The sequence below is a fragment of the Frankia gtarii genome (genome assembly GCF_025403375.1).
Taxonomy (GTDB): Bacteria; Actinomycetota; Actinomycetes; order Frankiales; family Frankiaceae; genus Frankia; species Frankia gtarii.
The window spans coordinates 1-9,044 of record NZ_JAMPTM010000267.1 but is presented as its reverse complement, the minus strand read 5'-3'; the positions used below and the strand labels follow the sequence as shown (position 1 = coordinate 9,044).

Annotated in this window: 7 protein-coding genes and 1 pseudogene; 5 read left to right on the top strand and 3 right to left on the bottom strand. The window is 72.9% G+C overall.

The window, feature by feature from the left end:
• Together NBZ83_RS26435 and NBZ83_RS26430 are read right to left on the bottom strand one after the other, a co-directional pair.
• Positions 1-181 (bottom strand): annotated as a pseudogene (locus NBZ83_RS26435) (hypothetical protein); the annotation flags it as partial.
• Positions 174-965, bottom strand: coding sequence for an alpha/beta hydrolase (locus tag NBZ83_RS26430; protein ID WP_261565798.1), 792 nt, complete (start codon positions 963-965; stop codon positions 174-176). The pseudogene NBZ83_RS26435 and the gene NBZ83_RS26430, both read right to left, overlap by 8 nt.
• 549 nt (positions 966-1,514) lie before the next feature.
• Between NBZ83_RS26430 and NBZ83_RS26425 the strand changes: the two genes are divergently transcribed.
• The 5 genes from NBZ83_RS26425 (at position 1,515) to NBZ83_RS26405 (ending at position 7,191) form a co-directional block, all read left to right on the top strand.
• The gene (locus tag NBZ83_RS26425; RefSeq protein ID WP_261565797.1) at positions 1,515-2,405 is read left to right on the top strand and encodes a lysophospholipid acyltransferase family protein; all 891 of its coding nucleotides are present in this window, start codon (positions 1,515-1,517) and stop codon (positions 2,403-2,405) included.
• Positions 2,406-2,437: 32 nt separating this feature from the next.
• On the top strand, positions 2,438-3,982 hold the full coding sequence (locus NBZ83_RS26420) for a hypothetical protein (RefSeq protein ID WP_261565795.1): 1,545 nt from the start codon (positions 2,438-2,440) through the stop codon (positions 3,980-3,982).
• 4 nt (positions 3,983-3,986) lie between these two features.
• Positions 3,987-4,517 carry a polyadenylate-specific 3'-exoribonuclease AS gene (locus tag NBZ83_RS26415; RefSeq protein ID WP_261565794.1) on the top strand — a complete coding sequence of 177 codons (531 nt, stop codon included), beginning with the start codon at positions 3,987-3,989 and terminating at the stop codon, positions 4,515-4,517.
• A 171-nt stretch (positions 4,518-4,688) separates the two neighbouring features.
• Positions 4,689-5,714 carry a 6-phosphofructokinase gene (locus tag NBZ83_RS26410; protein WP_261565792.1) on the top strand — a complete coding sequence of 342 codons (1,026 nt, stop codon included), beginning with the start codon at positions 4,689-4,691 and terminating at the stop codon, positions 5,712-5,714.
• Positions 5,715-5,823: 109 nt separating this feature from the next.
• Positions 5,824-7,191, top strand: coding sequence for a class II 3-deoxy-7-phosphoheptulonate synthase (locus NBZ83_RS26405; protein WP_261565790.1), 1,368 nt, complete (start codon positions 5,824-5,826; stop codon positions 7,189-7,191).
• A gap of 249 nt (positions 7,192-7,440) precedes the next feature.
• On the opposite strand, the gene NBZ83_RS26400 is transcribed toward NBZ83_RS26405, so the two are convergent.
• The coding region (locus NBZ83_RS26400) for a DUF5667 domain-containing protein (RefSeq protein ID WP_261576003.1) at positions 7,441-9,044 on the bottom strand (1,604 nt) is incomplete at its 5' end.

The following is a 9,044-nucleotide window of genomic DNA, read 5'->3' as shown; positions in this document are numbered from 1 at the left end:
GGGTGGCGGGCGACGGTGGTGTGGTCGGGTCGGTGTCGGCGGAGGGCGCCGCAGCGGCACCGACGGGTCCGGTCGCGCCGCCCGCCGTCTCGCGGTCCGTCGCCGGACGGTCGGGCTCGGCCGCGCCCGCCGCGGACGGCCGCGGTTCGCCCTGGCCCGGCGTCGGCGGGTGCTCAGCCATCGCTGCGGGGCGGGTCGGGCACGAGCGCCGCGTGTTGTTGGACGAAGTCCAGACTGCCTTTGAAGATTGTTTCCTTGTCGTTGTCGAGGGTTGCCACATGCCAGCTGTCCGGCAGCAGCCGTTCCTCGATCGGCGCGCGGACCCCGGCCAGCAGGATCGCGCCCGAGCTCGGCTCCACCACGTGGTCGACGACGCTGCGGTACGCGAGCACCGGACAGTCGATCCGCCCGAGGTCGCCGCGGGTGACCTCCCACAACTTGCGCAGCGACGCGAACGGCAGCAGCGGCACCCGGTCGTAGCCGACCTCGGGCACCCCCTTGGCCTTCACGTCGCCGGCGACGCCGCGCACCGCCGGGATGAATCGGCCGAGCAGCGGGGCGAGCGCGGCCTGGCGCCGCTCGGTGGACAGACTCGCGTTCACCGTGACCACGCCGGCGACGTCGGAGCCGTGCTCCTCGGCCAGCCGCAGGGTCAGGGTTCCACCCATCGACAGGCCCATGACGAACACCTGCTCGCAGTCCGCGCGCAGGCGCAGGAACGCGCCCTGCACGGTGGCGTACCAGTCGGGCCAGGTGGTGGGGAGCATGTCCTGCCAGCGGGTGCCGTGACCCGGGAGCAGCGGGCAGGAGACAGTGAGCCCGGCGGCGGCGAGAGCCTCGCCCCAGGGCCGCATGCTGCCCGGAGAGCCGGTGAATCCGTGGACCAGCAGGACGCCCACCGGCCCACCCGCGAACTGGAACGGCTCGGCGCCAGGTAGGACGGCTGTGCCGGTGGAGCCCGCCATCGTGTATCCGCCCTTCGTGCCCTGCGTCCGCCCGCGTGCCACATCGCGGGGCGGCGCGGAAGGAAAGCGCCGGTAAACGTATGCTCGCACGGTCCGCGGGTTGAGGCCACGGTCGTGCGTATCTCGCGGTCTTGCATATGTCGTCGGAATGTCAAGGGTTCGTTCGGACCGAGAACACCCCCACTGGGATGGTATAGGCGCGAGGCTGCCGGCGCGCGCCTGGCGAGCTCCCGCCGCCGGCGGCGGCGGGCCGGGTGCCGCGGGCCCACAGTGGGCCGTGTCGGCGTTAGATGGACACAGGAGGCCGCCGCTGCTCAGGCTCGAGGGCGGCTCGGTGTCCGTCGGTGCTCGTGGCCGGGCGGCATCCGCCGCGCGGCCCGCGTACCGTCGCAGTCCGCCGGTCGCAGTCCGCCGGTCGCGGAGCGCCGCCGCGCTCCACTGGGCGGGCGGTGAGATGCTCGGGTCTGATGTGATCGGTCTCGGCGGATGTGATGACGGGCGGCCCGGTCACGGCCGCCCTGGCGGGCGTCGTCTCACGGCGGTGACCAGGTGGGAGCTGTCTTGTTCTACTGGGTGCTCAAGGTGGTCCTGGCTCCGGTCCTGCGAGTGTTCTGGCGTCCATGGGTGGAGGGTGCCGAGAACATCCCCGCGCAGGGCCCCGCGATCCTCGCCGGAAATCATCTGTCGTTTCTGGACCACTTCTTCCTGCCGCTGGTGATCCCCCGGCGGGTGACCTTCCTGGCCAAGAGCGACTACTTCACCGAGGCCGGCGTCAAGGGATGGTTCAAGCGCGTGTTCTTCAGCGGCGCCGGCCAGATCCCGATCGATCGCAGCGGCGGCAAGGCGAGCGAGGGCGCGCTGCGTTCCGGCGTGCGTGTCCTGCGTCAGGGCCGGCTGATCGGCATCTACCCGGAGGGCACCCGCTCGCCCGACGGTCGCCTCTACCGCGGCAAGATCGGCGTTGCCCGGATGGCCCTGGAGGCCGGCGTGCCGGTGATCCCGATCGCGATGATCGGCACCTTCGAGGTGCAGCCGCCCGGCCAGCTGGTACCGAAGATCCGCCGGATCGGGATGCGGGTCGGCCAGCCCCTCGACTTCTCCCGCTACGCCGACATGGCGGACGACCGGTTTGTGCTGCGGTCGATCACCGACCAGATCATGTACGAGCTGATGGCCCTGTCCGGCCAGGAGTACGTGGACATGTACGCCAAGCGGGCCAAGGAGGAGATGGCCGCCGCCCGCGGCGCCGCGGGCGGCTCGGGCGCTGCGGACGGCGCCGCTGGCACCTCGGTGCGGGGCGGGCGGCCCGTGCCGGCGGCGGTAGCGGTGGCGGGGACTGCCGAAGGGTCGGCCGCGGCGGGCGGCGAACGCCCGTCCCGTCCCGTGGTCGCGCCGACCCAGCCGCGGGTCACGGACGGCCACGCCGACCGGGCGGTCTGACCCGGCTGCCGGCAACACGGCAGGATGGTGACGTGTGTGGCGATTTCGCTCCTCTGGCAGCGGTCGAACGGTTGGACGGCGTTCGCCGGTGGCGGCGGGCTCCCGGCCTGGGTGACCTGCGGGCCGAGCCGCGTGGTGGCGCCCGCCGGCCCGCCATGCTGCTGCTCGCGCTCGGTGTTCTCGTCGGTTGCCTCGTCGCGGCGGGCCCGGCCGCGCTCGCCGGGCCCGTTCCACCCGCCGCGGTCAACGCGGCGGCACCGGGTTCCGCGGCCGGTGCCGTCCCCGCCGGCACAATCAGCCGTTCCGGGGCCTACCTGATCGACGGCGAGCGCCGCGTGGTCGTCATCCGCGGGATGACGGTGCCCGCCGGCGTCATCCCGACCACCCGTGACCTCGACAGCTGGATCGGCTACGGCTTCAGCGGCGTGCGCCTCGCGGTGCCGGTGGCCGCGGGTGGCCATTTCCCGGTCACTGCCGGCTGGCCGGCGCCCGATGCCGCCGCGGGGGCCTCCGCGGATCCCGGACTCGGGCAGGTTGCGAGCCTCGCCCGGACGTTCACCGGCCGCGGGCTGCGGGTCGTGCTGCGGCTCGTCCCCGCCGTGCGGGGTCAGGCGCTGTCGAGTGCCACGCTCGCCGCCGGCCTCGGCCGGCTGGCGACCCGGTTGCACGGCGAGCCGGGCCTGCTCGGCTACGAGGTCCCCGCCGTCGTGGGCACCGGGGGAACGCTGGCTGACGCCGTCATCGCTCAGGACTCGGTCCACCTGCTCTGGCGGGACCGCCCAGCCCCGTTCGACGCCGCGGCCACCGTCGCCGTCAATGACCCGACCGGCTATCTGGTCGGGTGGAAGGATGGCTCGTCCGCAGCCCTGCGCGGCCTGGTGGCGGCCGCCGACGCCTTCGGGTTGAGCTGGTTCTACGACGCGCCCAGCGGTGCGGGCGGGACGGTCGGCACCGACCCGCCGCCTGCCCTGGGCGGCGGGTCGCTCCAGGCCGCCCCGGCGGAGATCGTCCGCCCGTACCCGGTGGCCGTCGCAGGGACTCCCGAGTCACTGCGATTCGACGCGGCGCGAGTGCTCACCGTCACTTTCCGGACGGCCTCGCCTACCGGGAGTTCCCTGGCGGCCGGCGCGGCGACGGCCATCAGCCTGCCGGCATGGTCCTACCCGCAGGGTTACCAGGTCCAGGCCACCGGCGCGCGGGTGACCTCGGCACCGGGCGCGGGCCTGCTGTGCGTCGTGGCTGAGCCCGGGGCAGCCCGGGTCGAGGTCCGAGTCGCCCCGGCCATCGCCGGCCCCCGGGTCAGCGCGCCCGCGACCGCTGGAGCGGGCGGCTGCGCCCCCTCGCCGGGATCCGCGGCGGCGCTGCCGGGCGGTTCGGGCGCGCCCGCCGCCGCGTCTGCCCGTAGCGAGAACGACGAGGACTACTCCGGGCCGCTGCTGTTGGTGCTGCCACTGGTCGGGGCGGCCGCGGCGGCGGTGCTGCTCGCGCTCGTGCTGCGGCCGTGGCGGCGCAGGGCGGTCCGGTCGGCGCCGAACCCGGTGTCCGTGTCCGCCGATCCGCCCGGCAGGGGAGACTGAACCGGTGGGCACCCGATTCTTCTACGACACCGAGTTCATCGAGCGCCACGAGGCCGATCATCTCTGGCTGGACCTGGTCAGCATCGGCATCGTCAGCGAGGACGGCACGCAGCGCTACTACGCCGTGTCCACCGAGTTCGACCCGGCCTTCGCGGTGCCGTGGGTCCGCCGCAACGTCCTCGACCAGCTGCCGCCGCCCGCGGACCCGGCGTGGCGGTCCCGGGCGCGGATCCGCGAGGAGATCGCCGCGTTGCTGACCGCCGACGGCACGCCGGAGCTGTGGGCCTGGTACGGCGCCTACGACCACGTGGTGCTCTGCCAGCTTTTCGGGACGATGACCGATCTGCCCGCGCAGCTCCCGCGCTTCACCCGGGACCTGCGCCAGCTCTGGGAGGACGTCGGACGCCCGGCGCTGCCGCCGCCGCCGGCCAATGCGCACGATGCCCTCGCCGACGCCGTGCACAACCTGGCGCGCTGGGAGATTCTCGCCCCGCTGCGCGCCCGTATCGCCGCCGTCCCACCCTCGCGCCGCTGACGTCGCGCCGCTGACGTCGTGCCGCTGACGTCGTGCCGCTGACGTCGCGCCGCTGACGTCGCGCCGTGGTCAGCTCGCCACGCCTGGTTAGTGCGAACACGTTGCTCTGCGCGGGGCGGCCGCTACGCTGCCGCCGGCGGGGGGCCGGCGCGCTCGACAGGAGTATTCGCGATGAGGATCGGCGTACTGACCGGCGGCGGCGACTGCCCCGGGCTCAACGCGGTGATCAGGGCCGTCGTCCGCAAGGGCGAGGGCGTCTATGGGCACAGTTTCGTGGGATTCCGGGACGGCTGGCGCGGGCCGCTGACCGGTGACATGGTGCCGCTCGACACCGCGGTGGTGCGCGGCATCCTGCCGCGCGGCGGAACCATTCTCGGGTCGAGCCGCACGAATCCCTACGCCGCAGTGGATGGGCCGTCGTTGGTCCGCGAGAACCTGGCCGCCGCCGAGATCGACGCGCTCATCGCGATCGGCGGGGAGGACACCCTCGGCGTGGCCGCCCAGCTGTACGCCGAGGGGCTGCCCGTGGTCGGGGTTCCCAAGACCATCGACAACGACCTGTCCGCCACCGACTACACCTTCGGCTTCGACACCGCGGTCAACATCGCCACCGAGGCGATCGACCGCCTCCACACCACCGCGGAAAGTCACCACCGCGTGCTCATCCTCGAGGTGATGGGGCGTCACGCCGGGTGGATCGCCCTGCACAGCGGGATGGCAGGCGGTGCGAACGTCATCCTCATCCCGGAACGGCCGTTCGACTTCGACAAGGTCTGCGCCTTCGTCGAGGCCCGCTTCGCCACCCACTACTCCCCGATCATCGTCGTCGCGGAGGGCGCCACCCCGATCGCCGGCACCCTGGTCACCAAGGAGGGTGAGCTCGACGCCTTCGGCCACGTCCGCCTGCAGGGCATCGCGCAGGTCCTCGAGACCGAGATCCGCGGCCGCACCGGCCGGGACGCCCGCGCCACCGTGCTCGGCCATCTTCAGCGCGGCGGCACGCCGACCGCGTTCGATCGCTGGCTCGCGACGCGCTTCGGCCTGCACGCCGTCGACGCGGTGCACGAGGGCGACTTCGGGGTGATGGTCGCCCTGCACGGGACCCGCATCGACCGCGTCCCGCTGGCAGAGGCGACCCGTGAGCTCAAGACGGTGCCCGAGGAGCTCTACGGCGAGGCGGAGATCTTCTTCGGCTGATCGGCGCCTGCGGACCGTCGGCAGGCGCGGAGCACGCTCGGGGCTTCAACCGAAACATGTCGGCCGGTTGACCGGCTCGTATGGCGGCCGGGACCGTACCCTGTGTCTCGTGAGCGCATTGGATGTCTGGCGGACCCTCCCGGCCAAGCAGCAGCCGTCGTGGCCCGATCCCGAGGAGCTGCAGTCCGCCTACAACCAGCTTGCGGTGCTTCCCCCGCTGGTCACCGCCCCCGAGGTGCGTTCACTTACCGACCGCCTCGCGATGGTTGCACGGGGTGAGGCATTCCTGCTTCAGGGCGGCGACTGCGCCGAGACCTTCGCGGCGAACACCGCCAACAAGATCCGCGACAAGGTCAAGACGCTGCTGCAGATGGCGGTCGTGCTCACCTACGGCGCGAGCACGCCGGTGGTGAAGGTCGCCCGCATCGCCGGCCAGTACGCCAAGCCGCGTTCGGCCGACATCGAGTCGAGCACCGGCCTGCCGTCCTACCGCGGCGACGCCGTCAACGACATCGCGGCCACGGCTGCTTCCCGCCGGCCGGACCCGATGCGCATGGTCGCCTCCTACCATCAGAGCGCAATAACGCTGAACCTCGTCCGGGCGTTCGCCACCGGCGGGTTCGCGGACCTGTCGAAGGTCCACGAGTGGAACAAGGCCTTCGTGCGCGACTCGGCGGCCGGCCGGCGCTACGAGGTGATGGCGACGAACATCGAGCGGGCGCTGGCCTTCATGGCCGCCTGCGGCATCGACCTCGGCAGCGCGGCGCTGACCGGAGTGGAGCTGTTCACCAGCCACGAGGGTCTCCTGCTGGAGTACGAGCGCGCCCTCACCCGCGTGGAGGACGCCACCGGCAACCCGTACGACCTGTCCGCGCACATGATCTGGATCGGGGAGCGGACCCGGGACCTCGACGGTGCCCACGTCGACCTGCTGTCCCGGGTGGGCAACCCGATCGCCTGCAAGATCGGTCCGAAGGCCAGCCCCGACGAGGTCCTCGAGCTCGCCGAGCGGCTCAACCCGCAGCACATCCCCGGCCGGCTGACCCTGATCACCCGGATGGGCGCAGGCAAGGTCCGTGACGCCCTTCCGCCGATCATCGAGAAGGTCAACGCCGCCGGGCCGCCGGTCGTCTGGTCCTGCGACCCGATGCACGGCAACACCCGCGACGTCGGCGGCGTCAAGACCCGCCACTTCGACGACGTGCTCGACGAGGTCTTCGGCTTCTTCGAGGTGCACAAGGCCCTGGGCACCCACCCGGGCGGGCTGCACATCGAGCTGACCGGGGAGAACGTCACCGAGTGCCTCGGCGGCGCCGAGCTGATCGGCGAGGAGGATCTCGGCGGCCGCTACGAGACCGCCTGCGACCCGCGCCTGAACACCGGGCAGGCACTCGAGCTGGCCTTCCTCGTCGCCGAGATGCTCCAGCACGCGCGCGGCGAGCGCGCCGCCGCGATGCAGGAGCACCCCACCACCTGATCTGACCCGGCCCCACCGGCCCGGCCGTTTGATACCCGGCCATATCACGGTCAGATCGTGCCGAGGCCTGAGCGCGGTTTTGTGGCCTGAAACCATGCTCACCCCTCGGCATGATTATGTGCGCAGCTGGTCACGGACGGATCTCGCGGTTTAGTAACCGTGCGAACCCGACCGCGCCGTAACTGCGTTCCAACGGCTCCGACCGGTGGCAGGCGGCGCTCAGATGTCAGACGCTCGGCTCGGGGCCGCCTATCCCGTGGCAGCGCCCGGCGCCTGTGTGCCGGCCGCCGGCGCGCTGCCGGCGCTGTCGCCCGCCGACCAGCCGCCCGTGCCGGTGGAGGTGGTGCCGGTGGAGGCCGTGCCGGTGGACGCCGCAGCGTCGAGCCGTGCTGCCGGGTCCGCCCCGAGACCGGTCGCCGTGGCTCCGGCACCGCCAGCAGTGCCAGCCTCGCCAGCTGTGCCTGCCTTGTCGATCGTGCCTGCCTGGACAGCTTGGCTTGTGGTGCCTGCCTGGCCGGCTCTGTCCACGGGGGCACTCGTGGGGCTTGACGGCGGGGACGCGTTTGGTGGGTTCGGGGCCCTGACCGCCGGGACCGGCGAGGATCCGCCTGCTTGCCTGGCCAGGGCCGCGGCGCTCGGCGCGTTCGGCTGTCCCTGCGCGGTGGGCGCTGACGGCTTGGCCGGTTCGGCCGCCCGGCTTACCTCGGTCCTACCCCGACTCGCCTTCTCATCGGGGGTGCCGATGACGCCACCGGCTGGTGTCGGCGTGGTGGTTGGCTCGGCGTCGTCCTGGGACGTCGGCGCGGCGGACGGTGGGGGCTCCTGCGGGACGCGGGACGGCGCCGTCGTGAGTGTGGCGCCTGCGGGCTGCGCCGCGGCGGGGGCCGTCGCTCGTGGGAAGCGGAGGCCGAGGGCGTGGCGGAACTCGTCGATGAGGCCAAGGGTCGCCCGTGCAGCTTCGGACGTGCCGGCTGGAAGGGCGGCGAGGACGGGTGTCAGCCGATCGGACTGCTCGGTGGTGAAGGCATCCATTGTCGCCCAGGCGTCGGCGTTCCCTGTGGTGGCTCGGGCGAGCAGCACTCGCGAGCCGGCTCGCGCCTGGGCACACCAGGCCCGCAGCAGGCTGTTGACCGTGCCGGCCTCCGCATAGCGGCCGGAAGCGGCCAGGGCCGCGGACGTGGTCGACGTGGCCGACGTGGCCGACGTGGTCGACGTGGTTGTTGTGGTTGTTGTGGCCGAGCCGGCCGGTATCGCCGAGCCGGCCGTGGCGGTGGTGGCTGTTGTGGCCGAGGCGGCGGGTGCGGTGGGTGCGGCGGTTGGGGGCGACGCGGCCGGCGGAGACGGTAGAACCGGTGCGGCCGGCCGGCTGGGGGGCGGCGTCTGGATCGGTTCGACCGGGGCGACGGGCCGGACCGGTGGGAGGGGAAGACCCGTTCCGGTGATCCACAGCTGGGCGAACGGATCTGTCGGCGGGAGCAGGCTCGCGGGGCCCGACGGCGGCTGGTTGGCAGCGCCGGTGGGGCGGTCGATGCGGGCGCCCTGGCCAAGAGTGATCGTGCGCAGCTCATCCATGCGGGTACCGGCCACGTCGAGACGGGTCTTCGCCTTCGCGATCGGATCGCGCACCAGCGACACCTGAATGTTCTCGACCTGCCGTTTGACGCTGTACAGCGTCTCGCCCGGCAACGCGTCCTCCGCGCTGACGGCGAGGCCGACCAGAGCCACCGCGCAGGCGAGGGAGACAACCATCAGCGGGCGGGCGGTGCGCAGAACCCGAGCTTGCCGAGGCGAGACTCGACGCACCCTCCGCCCGGTAGCGCCCGAGCCACGGGCCATGGCGGACTGTGTCGGGT